The sequence below is a fragment of the Polaribacter cellanae genome, from assembly GCF_017569185.1.
GTDB classification, from domain to species: domain Bacteria; phylum Bacteroidota; class Bacteroidia; order Flavobacteriales; family Flavobacteriaceae; genus Polaribacter; species Polaribacter cellanae.
Genome location: NZ_CP071869.1, coordinates 2109329 through 2123124, shown reverse-complemented (window position 1 = coordinate 2123124; position 13796 = coordinate 2109329). Strand labels below are relative to the sequence as shown.

General features: G+C 30.4%; 15 protein-coding genes. 5 read left to right on the top strand and 10 right to left on the bottom strand.

The genetic code is table 11. The features are described from left to right. Positions 1–62: 62 nt before the first annotated feature. Together J3359_RS09380 and J3359_RS09375 are read right to left on the bottom strand one after the other, a co-directional pair. Positions 63–383: a hypothetical protein gene (locus tag J3359_RS09380; RefSeq protein WP_208076656.1), complete on the bottom strand. Its 321-nt coding sequence runs from the start codon at positions 381–383 to the stop codon at positions 63–65. A 2-nt stretch (positions 384–385) separates the two neighbouring features. Beyond that, a complete protein-coding gene (locus J3359_RS09375) occupies positions 386–643 on the bottom strand; it encodes a hypothetical protein (protein WP_208076655.1) in 258 nt (85 codons plus the stop codon). A 231-nt stretch (positions 644–874) separates the two neighbouring features. Here J3359_RS09375 and J3359_RS09370 point away from each other — a divergent pair, with 231 nt between their 5' ends. Both J3359_RS09370 and J3359_RS09365 read left to right on the top strand, forming a co-directional pair. Continuing rightward, positions 875–1108, top strand: coding sequence for a helix-turn-helix domain-containing protein (locus tag J3359_RS09370; protein WP_208076654.1), 234 nt, complete (start codon positions 875–877; stop codon positions 1106–1108). Between the two features lie 151 nt (positions 1109–1259). Next, entirely contained in the window at positions 1260–2315 is a 1056-nt protein-coding gene (locus J3359_RS09365) for a hypothetical protein (RefSeq protein WP_208076653.1), read from the top strand. 151 nt (positions 2316–2466) lie between these two features. On the opposite strand, the gene J3359_RS09360 is transcribed toward J3359_RS09365, so the two are convergent. Further along, complete coding sequence (locus tag J3359_RS09360) at positions 2467–3714, bottom strand: transposase (RefSeq protein WP_496559661.1); 1248 nt, start codon at positions 3712–3714, stop codon at positions 2467–2469. Between the two features lie 211 nt (positions 3715–3925). Between J3359_RS09360 and J3359_RS09355 the strand changes: the two genes are divergently transcribed. Further along, positions 3926–4201, top strand: a complete 276-nt coding sequence (locus J3359_RS09355) for a hypothetical protein (RefSeq protein ID WP_208076651.1) — start codon at positions 3926–3928, stop codon at positions 4199–4201. A 209-nt stretch (positions 4202–4410) separates the two neighbouring features. On the opposite strand, the gene J3359_RS09350 is transcribed toward J3359_RS09355, so the two are convergent. From J3359_RS09350 to J3359_RS09340, 3 genes are all read right to left on the bottom strand, one after another. Beyond that, positions 4411–5298 (bottom strand): two-component regulator propeller domain-containing protein, encoded by an 888-nt coding sequence (locus J3359_RS09350; protein WP_208076650.1) that lies wholly within the window; start codon positions 5296–5298, stop codon positions 4411–4413. A 118-nt stretch (positions 5299–5416) separates the two neighbouring features. Beyond that, positions 5417–5734 (bottom strand): hypothetical protein, encoded by a 318-nt coding sequence (locus tag J3359_RS09345; RefSeq protein WP_208076649.1) that lies wholly within the window; start codon positions 5732–5734, stop codon positions 5417–5419. A 3-nt stretch (positions 5735–5737) separates the two neighbouring features. Next, entirely contained in the window at positions 5738–6907 is a 1170-nt protein-coding gene (locus J3359_RS09340; RefSeq protein WP_208076648.1) for an RHS repeat-associated core domain-containing protein, read from the bottom strand. A 288-nt stretch (positions 6908–7195) separates the two neighbouring features. Between J3359_RS09340 and J3359_RS09335 the strand changes: the two genes are divergently transcribed. Next, positions 7196–7990: a hypothetical protein gene (locus tag J3359_RS09335; RefSeq protein WP_208076647.1), complete on the top strand. Its 795-nt coding sequence runs from the start codon at positions 7196–7198 to the stop codon at positions 7988–7990. A gap of 160 nt (positions 7991–8150) precedes the next feature. On the opposite strand, the gene J3359_RS09330 is transcribed toward J3359_RS09335, so the two are convergent. The 4 genes from J3359_RS09330 to J3359_RS09315 all read right to left on the bottom strand — a co-directional run bounded on the left by J3359_RS09330 (position 8151) and on the right by J3359_RS09315 (position 12879). Beyond that, positions 8151–8300: a hypothetical protein gene (locus tag J3359_RS09330; RefSeq protein WP_208076637.1), complete on the bottom strand. Its 150-nt coding sequence runs from the start codon at positions 8298–8300 to the stop codon at positions 8151–8153. A gap of 1161 nt (positions 8301–9461) precedes the next feature. After that, positions 9462–10346, bottom strand: coding sequence for a tyrosine-type recombinase/integrase (locus J3359_RS09325; protein WP_208076636.1), 885 nt, complete (start codon positions 10344–10346; stop codon positions 9462–9464). Further along, positions 10343–11263, bottom strand: a complete 921-nt coding sequence (locus tag J3359_RS09320; protein ID WP_208076635.1) for a tyrosine-type recombinase/integrase — start codon at positions 11261–11263, stop codon at positions 10343–10345. Before J3359_RS09320 ends, J3359_RS09325 begins: the two co-directional genes overlap by 4 nt. A gap of 89 nt (positions 11264–11352) precedes the next feature. Then, positions 11353–12879: an MTBMA_p00010-related P-loop-containing protein gene (locus J3359_RS09315; RefSeq protein ID WP_243765889.1), complete on the bottom strand. Its 1527-nt coding sequence runs from the start codon at positions 12877–12879 to the stop codon at positions 11353–11355. 90 nt (positions 12880–12969) lie between these two features. On the opposite strand from J3359_RS09315, the gene J3359_RS09310 reads away from it, so the two are divergent. Further along, on the top strand, positions 12970–13386 hold the full coding sequence (locus tag J3359_RS09310) for a helix-turn-helix domain-containing protein (RefSeq protein WP_208076642.1): 417 nt from the start codon (positions 12970–12972) through the stop codon (positions 13384–13386). The last annotated feature ends 410 nt before the right edge of the window (positions 13387–13796 follow it).

Sequence of the window (13796 nt, the reverse complement as noted above, 5' to 3'; positions counted from 1 at the left end):
ATGGTATAAAAAAAGCACTCAAGATATTTCGAGTGCTTTACCTTTTTATAAAATTGTTAGTTCTAATTCTTTATAAATACGCTCGAACTTCCATCTTCAACCGTCATCGTAATACCATCAATTTTAAAAGAAAACGTACCATCGGGATTGATTAGTGTTCCGTTTGTACCATCAAAAGTATAAGTTCCAGTTTCTATAAATCCCCTCTCAACAAATTTATAATCTTTGTTTGATAAGAAGCTATAACTTTCTCCTTCATCATCTCCTTTTCCTAACCAAACGGTTCCTACCAGTTCCCCGCCAAAAGGATTGTCTTGTTCATCAGAATTAGAGCAAGCACAAATTCCTAAAATCATTGTAAAAATTAAAATTATTTTTTTCATAGCTATTCTGTATATCTAATGACTACTCCTTTTTTACTGGCTAAATCTTCCGTCAAATTAATAATAGCGTTTCCTCCAATAGAAGCTGCTTTCTCTTTTAATTCTTTGTAGATTTTTTTATCTGACCTTGAAAACCCCATTACATGTTTTGAAGAAGATACCGTTCCAATCTCTATAAATTGCTTGGTTGGTTTTTTAGACATAAAGACTTCTATGTCATTAGGATTTGTTTTTGCAAAACTTTCGCTGGAAGTTTTCATAATTGACGCTGTTTTGCACGATTGTAGGGACGTTGCTCCAACAAGTAACGTACACACTAAAAAAATTCTAAATACTACTTTTTTCATAAAAATGAGTTTTATTGCCTTGACCCAGAGGCGTTCGTTAAAAATGAGCCAAGCCAAAAATAAGTAAACAATTTTACAAAAACTACTTAATAGTAGTAATATATTAGTAGTAACATAATCAAATGAACTATTCTTTATTTGTATATGGCAAATCAAGAAGATTTTATAAAAGAAGAACAGGAAAAACTTGGAAAAAGATTCCGAGAATTACGCATAGCAAAAGGTTATACGAATTATGAACAGTTTGCTTTTGAGCATCGCATACCTAGAGCTCAATATGGACGTTATGAAAATGGGAGTGATCTACGTTTTAGCTCGCTTGTGAAAATTCTAAAAGCAATGGATATCTCTTTGGAAGAGTTTTTTAAGGGAATGTAAAATACTTTTAGTATCTTTAAAATGAAAATAGTGCAATCTTGCACTTTCTTTTTCATAGCAATTTTCCACCTCACTTGTGAGGTGGTTTTTGGTTATAATTAAAATTGTTCAAACATTTTTCTATTTTAGCTTCTGAAAAAGCTATGAGAAAATGTACAAAAGAAATTATCACCCATTGATAATTCTACTTTATGCAAGTGGAATGTTGGATGCCAAACAAATTGCTCAAATCCCAAAAACAACAAAGTTTAATTGGAATAAATTTTGCCATAAAAACTATTATGGAAACGAATGGGCTAAAAATTATATCCATCAATTTGAAGATATAAAAGCTGTTTTTGCTTCTGCTTTTCTCTTTAAATCTTTACGTTTTTTAATAGAAACTCGAAAAGGTTATCTAAATATGTTACAAGAGTTTTCTAACAACAAACAGTTATTAAAATTACACGCTGACAAAATTATTTCATCCATCGAAAAGATGAAATCTTTAGCTAATGTGAATATAAAAACTGCTTGTAAATATTATGGAATCTCTAAAGATTGGTATTACAGTCAGAAAAGAAAAATCGTTTGTAATATAAGTCCGTTTCAAAAATACTATCGTCAGCATCCGAATCAATTAACAGTAAAAGAAATTTCTAATATTGAAAATTTGGTGATTGATTCTGCAAACTATGGTAAAACAAAAGTGACCTTATATTATCACGCTTTACGAAATGGTTTGATCTTTTGTGGCAAATCTACATTTAACAAGTATGCCTCTGCTCTTGGGTATATAAAAGTAAAACGATTTAGATACGAAACAAAAAAAGGTTTAAGAGCCTCAAGAGTTTTTGAGTGGTTGCATGTGGATATTACCATTGTAAATACAATAGAAGATGGTGTTCAAAAAGTAGCTTTTGTAAAAGATAATTTTTCTAAAGGAATTTTACATTATAGTTCTACCAACGGAAGAGCAGGAAGTAAATTTATCAAAAACCTATTTGCTGAAACTTTTTCTAAATACAATTTGTTCAATGTTGTAAGACCCATTAACATCTTATCTGATGGTGGTATTGAAAATAAAGGCGAACTACTTTCTTGGATAAATAATATTCAAGCACCACCAATATTTACCAAAATAACAGCACAAACCAAAGACTTCCCTTTTTCGAACTCGATGTCTGAAAGTACCCATAGCATTTATAAAGGCACATTCAGAAAATAGGTTATTTTTAAAAATGCAGCTAAAATTGCGGGCAGAATTATTTAAATTCTACCCTCAATTTTTGTTTTAAAGCTGTTTTAAGTGTTCAGTTTCTTAAAAACTTCCCAACAAGACATACCTCTCCCATAAAACTATATTCAATGCTTCAAATTTAGACTACTTGTTGTGCTGTTTTAGCTATTTTTCTTCGGCCAATTTCAAGAGCATTCCCTGTGTGTATTCCAAAGAATATCCATAGAATTTCATTCTTTTTAGTTTTGGCTTTTATTTTTCGTAAGTGATAATATTCTTTATCCTTTCCAAAAGAACCTTCTAATCTTGTAGCTCTTTCTTTTGCGATAATAGCTCTAAGTTGCTTTTTTTCTTTATGATTTTTCGGCTTTTTTCCCTTGGGGATAAAGTCTGTTTCTATGTTCTTAGAACTACAGTGTTTTCTATTTTTATTGGTGGCATAAATTTTATCTGCTCCAGCTATTTTTACTTTTTTTCGAGTTAATCCTTGTGCTTTTTGGACTGTTTGAATAAAACGATTTCCTTCATGAAATGCATTAAAGTTAATATGTTCGATAAAGCTAATTCCATCAATTTGAACTTTGTTAACTTTTGCTCCAAATTCAACAGGTTTTACTTCCTTTCCTCGAACAATAGGACGAATATAATCCTTTTGAATGCTTACAATTCTATCTTTGATTTTTTCTCCTGTATCAAAATGATCTTTTTGTTGTTTGTAAATCCTTTGAATTGTATTTATTCGCTTATAATACAAAGCTATAAACTCAATATTGTGATTTTCTGACAACTCTTTTTCAAAGTTGATAAATTTACTTAACAGATTGAGTAAACCTCGGGTTAATGAAATACGTTTCGACTTGGTTTTTCTTCGCATTTTACTAAATCCTTGATAACGTTTTTTCCACTTGATATATTTACTTCTAATCATTTTAACCCCTAATATAGAGCAGGTTTTACGTAATTGATTGTACAACCAATGAACCGACTCCCAAAGTAATTTTTGGATGCTAGGGTAACGAACTTCACTTTCATAACAAGTAGCATCCATTACAATTTGATTGGGGTTTTCAATTTCGTTTTTCCAAGAGTTGAATAGAATTTTTTCTATGGAATTAATATCGAGTTTCTCTGCTAATTCACAACGTATTTGGCTCACTATTTTATAGTTTGTTAAACGTTCAAAACCTAGTTCTATATCACAGAAAAATTGATAGTCTAAATTCGAGTTTAGTTGCTCAATCAATTTTCTATCTGAACAATTAGCATAATGTTTTAAAAACATTAAACCTAGTCTTCCTTTAGGACTAAAAAGATAGTTTCTCCCTTTTGATTGTTCAGAAATACCAAAAGAGCTAACTAAATCATTCCAAGGAATTGCAGAGTAGATTTTACCTAAATCTCCCTCTAAAAATCGCGCATAATGAGCATCATAATTCTCGCTGAGGGGAAAAAATTGAAATGCGGTGTTGCATTTCAGAAATTCTTCGTACTTTCATAATTGTCGAAATTAAAACCCCGTTTTTTGCCTATATTGGCCATTTTCGGGGTTTATTATAGCTACAAAATACAACAAATCCCTCGTAAAAACAAGGGATGCGTTGTTTTATGAAAGCGCCTATAAAACTGAATTTTTACACGGAAAATATTCTCTCAATGAGAAATCTCATTTAAAAGATTTAGCACGTTTTGTGGAATATTATAATCATCATAGATATCCAACTGATTTATTCGGATTAACACCTTTTGAAGTTGTAAACGGAAAAATTCCTGATAAAAACCACTTTAAAGAGAAAATACAAGAAGCTAGAAAAAATAGAGTCTTAGTCAATCAACAATTCAATGATTGTAAAATTGCTCTTGGATGTAACTCTTAAAAATGAGTCTTAAAACTCGAAATCCTAAAATCGTTTTTAACGAACATAACGAATTTTCGTACATTTTTGAAAATAAAAAAAGGATATCCATTTATGAATATCCTTGTTTATACTATGATTAATTTTATTTTTCTAAAACCTTGTCATTACTGGTTATTCCAATGTTGGAACCCTTTTGTCGTGGTTTAAAGTAGCGAGTGCCCAGTACTCTATTCTTTGATATCACTCATTTTATCAAGTTCAAAAAAACCAAAAAGAGTAGCTACCCAAACAACATTACCTTCAATTGTTATATCCAAAATTGCATCTCCTTTATTCCTGAAATGTATTGGAGTAATTTTATTTTTACTTATTTTAATAAGACCATTGTTAGATGCCATCCAAAAATTCCCTTTAGCATCAATTTCAATATCACGAATCATATTATCTGGTAAATCAGAATTTTCTTTATTAATATGGGTCCATTCATCATTTCTAACTTTAGAAAATCCACCTTTTAAATTACCTCCATAACCTATGTATAAATCGTTTCCAACATATTTTAATGAACGCACGTATGATTGTAATTCTGAGTTTCTTTCTGTAAAAGAAGTCCACTTATCATCTTTTTGGATTAAAAGACCTTTATTATGACCAACTGCAATAGTGTTATTAGAATTAATATCAATTGCTCTTATTGTATAATTTTTACCTTTTGGTAGCGGAACTTTTTGCCATTTATTTCCATCAAATTTTGTCAAACCACTGGCACCTCCAAAATAAAGGTTCCCAGCTTTGTCTTCTGCAATATCAATTATTGAAAGCTTAGATAGTTTTATTTCTTCTGATGAAAAGCTAATCCACTTTTCTCCATCATACTTAACAAGGCCTTCTGGATTTGAAAAACTAATCCAAATATTATTTTTTGAGTCGACAAAAATAGGTGAAACTTGTTCTCCTATTACTAATGAATTAGATTTATTAAAAACAGAAAAAGTACCTCCATTATACTTAACTATACCAGAGTTTGATGTTCCCAACCATTTATTACCTTTTTTGTCAACAGCAATAGACCAAATTTTATCATCAGTTAGTTCAGAATTAGATTTATTAAACATTGTGATTTTTTGCCCAAAAAGACAATAAAAAGAAAAAAAAAGAAAAAGTTGAATTAATTTATTTCTCATATTATTATATTAATTATCACCAACATAAATTTATCTTTATTTAGTTAATTTAGTCAAATATTTTTTTTAAAACTTTCGAATCTTTAGGATTAGAAATAGGGAAACTAATTAAAATAGAATCTCCTTTAGAATAAATATAATCGTGTGACCTTGTAAGTTTGTTGCTTTTATATGAACATTTATAATTCTTACCACTATAGGTGAAATTATAGTAAATTCTTGTTTTATAAAATCCTTTACCCCAATGAATCATTTTTGTACTATCAATTCTTGTTCCGATAGTTCTTAATACCTTTTTATCTTTGGTACATGAAAACAAAACATTAAGGATAATATAAAGCCCCATTAATTTTTTAGAATTTTTCATAAATTATTTTTTAATATATGATTTATTTCCGTTTGAATTAATATAATATTTTCCACCTCTTGGTCCAGTATGAATTTTTCTACTAACACCTTTTACTACAATTGTAGGTGTTGTTCTTTGAGTGACGCCAGGACTGAAACTTCTAGATTTAGACGAATTAGGGTTACTAAAACTTGTGACCATATCTGCCATCATAATATATGAGTCTGTCAATTTCAAATTACCAACAGTATGTCCATACCATAGATAATAAGTTTTTTTAGACAAAGGTGTAGGACTTCCATTTAACCCACTTTGTAGCCTTTTACGAATTACTTGTTTAAGAACACTATTTCCCTCACTAGTTAAGATTGCAATAGCTACTTTTAAATCAGCAACATCAAATTGATATGCTTGACCATTTGATGAAAATTGAGGTGCTCCACTAGTCCAAGTATTACCATAAATTAACATAGCATCTGAATTTGTACTTATTAAAACATTGTTTAATTCTTGAGTTAAATCGTCAACTTGAACAACTTGATTAGGATTAATTCGTGATTTAGTAACACCATCAGAATCTACATAAGTTCCATATCCTTGACTCTCCATTAAGGAATATGCTTTTTTTCTTGAAATACCAGTATCTTGAGCTAAAGTTTCTGCACCATCCCCTTTTTCTGCTATAAATCCTCCATTTCCATCAGGAATCCAGTTTTCAAAATGGGATTGAGTTTCTGATATAGCTCTTTGCCAATCATCTGAAGTTTCACCTGTTTGATTATTTCTGTAATTACCATTACTTATATAAGTCCAACTATCAGCTCCACTTGGGTCAGCCCAAAATATTGGATTATTATCAAAAGCAGTATATGTTGAAAAATCGTAATGGGTAAGAGGGTCTATAGAAGTGAATCTACCAATAGCGGGGTCATAGCTTCTTACATCCATTTCATATAAATTTAGCCCTAAAGATTCTTCAAATTCCTTGCCATTATACTTAAACTTCTGCGCCGTAGAATTTCCATTCGACGAAGTTACGTTATTATACCCTTTATGTTTTAAGCCGAAAGGATAGTAGTTACTTTCTTCTATAATTTCAGATTGAGTAATACTACCATTTTTGTTAGCATCACTATAAGACAATCTAACGTTTCCTAAATGATCTTTATATTGATATACATAACCTAACACACTTACGCATTTTTTCTACTGGTATTCCCTTATTTCTATTAGCTTTTTCACTAAAAATTGTTTTTTATGAACGTCCTTTCTACACCATCACAGCATAAAGATAATTATTTCTGTTTTGTCCAACAAACAAACTTTAACATTTTGTTTATACGTTTTGCATCATTATTGTAGTTCTCTATAAAACAAGACGTTAACACTTGTCTACTAATCAGATTGTTTTCAACCACCAAGCTTGCATTTATTGTTTAACCAGTTCTGTATGTTTTACAGAACATAAATCTTTTTATTATGAGCAAGCAAAAAGGATTAATTAAATTAGTAGGGAACATTGGGGGCGTATCTTTTTACACTTCTAATGGTGAGTATCTAGCTAGGATGGCTGGAGGACCTTCCAAGGAACGTATCCAAACAGACCCTAATTTCAAACGTACCAGAGAGAACAATGCCGAGTTTGGTGGTTCAGCCAAAGTAGGTAAAGCATTAAGAACCGCCTTGAGTGGTGTACTTCAAGTAATGGGTGGCAGTAGATTGGCTTCCCAGTTAACCAAGATTTTTAAAACCATTAACCTAAAGGGTGTAGGTGTCAGAGGTAAAAGACCCATTACACTTTCTGCCAATAAAGAGCTCTTAACTGGTTTGGATTTAAATCGTAAGTCAAGTTTATCAACGGTGTTTACTGCTCCTTATACTGCAACGATTAACGCAGACCGTAATGAAGTTGTTTATACAATAGCTGCATTTACACCTGCTAATTTTGTGGTTGCGCCTGCAGGTGCTACGCATTTTAAATTAGTAGCTGCTGTTGGTTTGGTGTCAGATTATGTGTATGATGATGGCGTAAATACTTATGAACCTACTGTACCAGATGAGAACAGTATAGGTGTGGTAGTTTCAAGCACAACAAAGGCGCTTGATGCGAACAGTACTGCAACCACATTAACGGCTACGATTCCTGGTGGAGCTGTTACAGATGCAGAAGTAAGTGTAGTTTCTTGTTTAGGAATTGAGTTTTACCAAAAGGTAGGCACTACAGATTATATATTATCGCAAGGTAATACAATGAAAGTTACACACGTATTCTGATTTGTAAACCCCTTGTTTTGCCAAGGAAGCATCCTCTTTTGAGGGTGCTTTTTTTATGGACTGATTGAACACTGGTACTCGTGATTAGTGGGAACATATACGGCTTATATACGGCTCATATACGGAACGTCTGTAAATATGAGTTATATAATTTCTCATTTTAACTAAACTTAATTTTTTCTATAATTGGTTTTAAATATTCTAGCACTTCATTTGGATTCATTTTCATTATTGTGACTACAGCTAATATAATTAACATTACTTGCCACCAAGCAATTTCTACTTCTACTTCTTTTAATTTTATCTTCATATTCTTGTTGTGTTATTTTATTTATTTATCTAAATTTTGATTCTGTTTTTGTGAGCAAGGTTTTTAACCTCATTAAAACTAAAAATATCATTCTATACATAAGGTGTTCTTTTTTTGTTCGCTGTTTCCATTTTATTAGATTCTACTGTTATATATAAAAGCGTTTTCAATAATTTGTTTTTGCAAAAACATCTATAGTATATATCATAATTTGGGTGTGGGCTTTCGTTTCTCGCTCCTACAAGCTTCTCAACCTTTCTAACACCCCTCTTTTTATTTTGTACTTACTATAAAATAAAAGGTACATTTTGCCCATATACACACATACGTTTACTTCATCTCTTTGCTAGCAATGTATTGCAAGGAGTTGATTTAAAATAGGACAGAAAAAAAGCACTATTATTTTTGGCTGTTTTTCTCCTGTAAACAAAGGAACTACACACTTTTTATTTATTTAAAAAATAAGCTGACCAGTTTCCGTAGTTTCACACGATAGTGTTTTCATCAATCGGTTTACGTTTTAAAAACATAGGATTTGGGGGCGGATGATGTGGCAGAGAATCCTATGTTTTTAAAATGACTTGTTCTTCACAACAAGGAACGAGTTGTATACAAAAACGAGCAAAGATGTGAGCGTAGGAACACTTGGACTACGTGAGGATTTTGTGAAGTTTTTTTATGCAAATTCGGAGCGTGGGCTTACGTAGTAAAAATTAAAGATGTCGTAGTGCGAAGGCGTTGGCTGTAGTGAGGCATTGGCAGAAGTGGTGGCAAAAAGCGTGGGCAGAGCGGATATTTTACATAATTTACATTATAACAACGGCTTTGGTGATGTGGTGGCTGATGTAGGCAGTTTTATAATGCCAATTATGTAAAGATAGCTTGGGATAGTTTTTATGGCGGAGTTTTTGGGGTTTAGCGTGGATAACAGCTTTTTGTGATTGTGAGGAACGAGCAACTTACAAAGTGCTGTATTTAGCGTTGGCTTTCAAAAACTGTGACATAAAAACTATAGAAGTGGTGGCGAGCGGAACAAAACAAAAGACAGAGGTTTTTTACTTTTTCTGTAAAAATATGGATTTTGTTTTGTGGGGATTCTTTCCATTCCTACTGGATTTTTAGCGAGCTTGTGAGGAACGAACAAGCGAAGCTTTGTTATCTTTAATTTATTGGATGGAACTTTGTAATAGCTTCTTGTAAATTTTCTAAATTATCTTGCTGATATCTTTCTGTAGATCCAATATATTTATGACCACACATTTGTTGTACTTCTCTAATATTATGCTTTGTTAACCAATCTGTAATCACACTTGCTCGTAGTTGTTGTAAGTTTTCTACTTTGTAATTAATCTGTTTTAACTTTTTTATAATACTGTTCAATATTGTATTAAATTGATTGGTATTTAGAGGGAATAAAGTATCGTTATATAGTTTTATATGTTGTTGTATTTTGGGTCTATATTCATTAATATATTCCATTAATTCTATCACTTGCCAAGGTTTTAATAGTAAGGTTCTTGGGTTGCTTCTTTTGGTACTTGGAACATCTATTTTACCTTTGTATAACTGTAAATCATCTACTTGCAATTTTGCTAATGTGCCATTATTTAAAGCTTGATAAACAATTAAACCTGTAATTACTTTATTTCTTTTAGCTGTTGCTGTAAAATAAAAATCGTTAATATTTTCGGTTTCATAACTGTAATATAAATCTTCTAATTCGTCTGTGGATAATAGATTTGCTAATACTTTAATTCTTGTTCGTTTTACTTTCACATCTTCAGCAGGATTGTCTATTCTTATGTTTTTTGCTATTAAATAATCGTAATAATATTTGATGCCTCGTATTTGATTGTTTACACTTTCTGGTTTCCAGTTTTTGGCTTGTAGATATTTGATGTATTGTAGTAAAGTTTTATAGTCTATTAATTGTGGATTGTAATTGCTGTTTTTACACCAATTTTTATAATCGGTTAATCTCCAAACATAACGCTGTATGCTAATTGTACTGTGTTGTTCTTTTTGTAAGTATTCTTTATAACTCATAATTTCTTTACTAAATGCGTATAAATTTGTGTTGTTTCTAAATGACTATGACCTAAAAATTGTTTGATATCTTCAATGTTCATACCTGCTTCTAAAAAATGTGTCGCAATAGAATGACGTAATCTATGAGGAGAGATACGCTTGTCAATAATTTCTTGATTGTTCGTTGCTTTTACAATTGCTCTTAATCTACTTGCTAATGTATTTCCTTCTAAACGTGTTCCGTAATTTCCTATTAATAAGGCTTCACTTTCTCTATAATCTTTAAACTGTATTCTTGCATCATAAATATATTCTTCTAGTATTTCCAAGTTGTATAAATTGATAGGTACTAATCTTTCTTTATAATTTTTTCCTTTTCTAACGTGTAGAATTTCTTTATCAAAAAGCACATCTTTGATATTTAATTGTACTGCTTCATTTCTGCGTAAACCACAACTATATAATAATACTAACATTGCTTTATCTCTTTGTTGTATGTGTGTAAATGGACTGCTAAATTGGGTTGCTTTAAAGAGTTCTTTTGCTTCTTCTTGTGTGAGGATATTAATAATTTCTAATCGATTTATACGTTCTGGTTTTAAATGGATAGCTATATTTTTTGCACTATGTTTTTGTAGGTATTCTTTAAATTTTCGCAACGCATTTTGATGTGAGTTTAGAGAACTTTTACTTAATGCACCACTTCGTTTTTGATTGGGTCTTTGTTGTAATTCTTTGTAATATTCTTTAACTATGGTTCTTGTAATATTTTCTACACTATTAATATGATGTTGTTCTAAATAATAAAAAAACTCTTGTAAAAATCGTGGATAACTATAAACACTCTTTTCTGTAAAACCTAATATGTCTAACCATTCTTTGTAATTAATTACCAATGCTTTATAACTACTATTTTTTAACTTTAATTTTTTCATCTCTTAACCTTTTTTAGAGTTTGGTGGCGAGGTAGAATTAAATTTCTTTTAACCAGTTATTTAACTTCGCCATTTTTATAGTGGCGAACTTATGACGAAGTAGCGAGGTTGATATTAGCAATACAATCGTGTAATGCTTTGTCTATCTGATTTTTAAGTTCTTTATATTCGTTTATGTCAATAATTTCATAATGATACAATTGCCCTTTTTTACCTTTTACTTTTTTAATATAACTCTCTGCTAATAATTGTTTGTTGTATCTTCTTAATGTAGTTTCTTTTACTCTTAAATTTCTTCTGATTTCTGAACTGGTAAACGTAGTTTGCTTATTTTCTTGTAAATACTTTTTTAAGTTTTCTAGGTGGTTTCTTGTTGCTCCTGTAATGGTATCAGATTTTCGTAATAATACTTCTGTGATTAATTCATTGGCTTCTTCAATATCTTCTATGGTAGTTTCTATATATTCTTCTCCAGTATCTTTATTATATTTCTTCTCTCTTTGATATTGCTTATAGAATGTAATGGCGTTTATAAATTGCAAGTAGTGTGAGTTTGTACGTCTTGGTTTAAAAACTAATTGAGGAAGCTCTAAATATTCTGCAAAAGGATTGATGACTTTTATAGGTTTTAATACTCGCTGTACATTCTTTAAAATTTCTTTGGATTTGTATTCTGATTGTTCATCTAATTTACCTGAGGTTGCTAATCTCTGATAATTCATTATTCGATTATCTTGTTCTTGACTTTCATCTATGTACAGTAAAAAACTTCTATTACTGTTATCCTCGTAAATGCTCTCTTGTGTAGTACAACCTGCTACACTTACTGGACCTTCTACTGTTAAATGGATGGTTTTTGTATTGCCTTGCGCATCTTTATGTACAACTGTTTTGGTAATTCTTTTCTTGGATTGTAATTCTCTTAATGGATAGAGTACTGATAATGCGCCGTCTAAATCTTCTATTAAAATAAGTTTGTGTTGTAGTTCTGTTCTATTAAAATAATAAAATGCGTTGGCGGATAATACTGTGATTTCTACTTTGTCTTCTTCTGGAATGAGTTCTGCAATCTTACTTTGTAAATGTGTTTTTCCTGTTCCAGAACTTCCTAAACTAATACAGTGTAATGGATTGTTTGTTTTTCTACTTGTAAAAATTAAGTACATCAAAAGGCGGTTATTGACTTCGCCAATTACGCCGCTCTTGTTGATGTACTCGTTGGTTCTCTCTAGCAATTTTCCCTTTCTTAAAAAGCTAATAGCTTCTTTTTCTTCTACAGCTGATAATTCTTTGTAAAATGGTTTGTAGGCTTCTTGTTCTTTTTCTATTAATAAAAATCTGTAGTTCTCTAACTCGTGTGTGAGTTCCTGTAATGTTTTTCTAATAACACTTGTACCTATTTCTAATCGTTCTGCTACTTTTCTTATAAATTTCTCTACTTGATTATCATTATATAAATCTATACTTTGACGTAATATGTTATGTTGTTTTACCTTTTGGATTGATAGAGTTACGCGTAGACTTTCTAATTTATTAGTTCTAATACCGCCTAAAATGTGTATTTCTAAATATTTTGTAGTGTAACTATAGTTATTGGTGTTGTTAGTGTCTAACATATAAATTATTTTTTGCCTTATTTATCAATAGAACAAAATTATTTATATTTGCCTTATTAAGCAAATATAATTCAATAAAAATATAATAAATTGATAAATAAAGCTGCAAAACGTAGATTTGTTATCGCATTAAGCAATACTATTATGATTAGTGATAACATTAAACGAATGAGAGAAGCTAAAGGACTTTCTCAAAAAGAAGTGATTTCTGCCATTAGTATGGGAGCTGCCCAATATAGCAGAATTGAAAATGGTAAAACTGACCCTTCTATTTCTACTGTGGAGAAGATTGCTAAAGCTTTGGGTGTTACTATGGCTGAACTTTTTACGGATGCTAACGATTTAAAAGAAATTAACTCACTTAATAAAACACTTATTGAACGTGTTACCTTAATTGATACGCTTACCAAAGAGGAACAAAAAACTATCTTTACTATCCTTGATGCTTTTATTTCTAAACGTAAGTTTAAATCTACTCTTAAAAACGTTCTTAAAGATATTGAGTAATAACCATAAAAAAACCACCTCATTAAAGGTGGTTGTAGTTTATTATTAACTTTTAATTATCTTAATTTTTATTAAGGTTTGTTTTTCTGTAAGTTAAATTATAAAAAATTACTGATATAATACTAATCAATAAAAAAACAAAAGCAATATAATATACCCAAAAATAAAAACTTTTATTAATCGCTATAAAGTCTGTAAAATAATTATTAATTTTATTATTACTACTTATTAATAGCGAGATTACATAGTATATATATGAGCCTAAAATCAAAGAAAGAAACACTTTGCTAAATAATTTAAAACCGTGTTTTATCTTAATAGAATTTCTGATTAAAATAACTATGAGTGTTACTATCAAAAGAATAGGAAAAAGATAATACCAAATTGTTGCTATAACTTTCATTATTAAA